This is a genomic window from Solibacillus merdavium (assembly GCF_014836935.1).
Taxonomy (GTDB): domain Bacteria; phylum Bacillota; class Bacilli; order Bacillales_A; family Planococcaceae; genus Solibacillus; species Solibacillus ferritrahens.
The window spans coordinates 1-670 of the sequence record NZ_JACSPW010000054.1; the positions used below are offsets into that span (position 1 = coordinate 1).

2 protein-coding genes are annotated in these 670 nt (G+C 44.2%); both read left to right on the plus strand.

Annotated features, from left to right (window positions below):
* The first annotated feature begins 156 nt into the window (after positions 1–156).
* Positions 157–288, plus strand: coding sequence for a hypothetical protein (locus H9632_RS19040; RefSeq protein WP_263618339.1), 132 nt, complete (start codon positions 157–159; stop codon positions 286–288).
* A partial coding sequence (locus tag H9632_RS18715; protein WP_191705570.1) for a hypothetical protein occupies positions 288–670 on the plus strand: 383 nt, incomplete at its 3' end. The genes H9632_RS19040 and H9632_RS18715, both read left to right, overlap by 1 nt.

Consider the following 670-nt stretch of genomic DNA (forward strand, 5'->3'; position numbering starts at 1 on the left):
ATACATAGTAAGCATTCGATCGTTGTGACAGCGAATGAGGACGTAACCTTTGCAGCAAAAAACATGGCATTCAGTGCTACCGAGTCACTCCGTTTCACCTGTGGATCCAGTAGCATCGTACTAGACAGTGTGACCGATATGCAGGGAGAACTGGTCATGATGGAAGGCTCTGTAAAAGGTTCGGTTTCGGTGGCAGAAGCAGCGGATGACGAAGACGACGAGGATGAAGACCTGGATTCAGCGCTCGATGTATTAGGCATGATTCCCCTAACCGGGGGTGATGTCTAGTGGCGAAGAAGAAAGGAAAAGGCTTTTTTGGTGCAATCGGGAAGGCATTAGGTAGTATCCCGGTTGTAGGAAAGGTGAAAAAGGCGGCAAAATCCGTTAAAAAAACAGTAAAGGCCGCCAAAAAGAAACTGAAAAAAACCGCCAAAAAGGTAATCAAAAAGGTCAAGAAAAAGGTTGGAAAAGTTTACACCAAAGCCCGAAAAATAAAAAATAACCTCTCCAAAAGCAAGATTGTCAAAAAAGTAAAGAAGACCGTAAAGAAAGCGGTACTGGCCACAAAAAAGGCAGTCAAAAAAGTGAAAAGTACAGTTAAAACGGTAAAAAAGGCGACCAAGGTAGCAGTCAAACAGGTCAAGAAGGCCGCGAAAAAAACCGTGACGCA

Excerpts from the sequence above, each read along its gene's own strand:
- H9632_RS19040 (WP_263618339.1), top strand. The coding sequence starts at position 157 with ATGATGGAAGGCTCTGTAAAAGGTTCGGTTTCGGTGGCAGAAGCAGCG.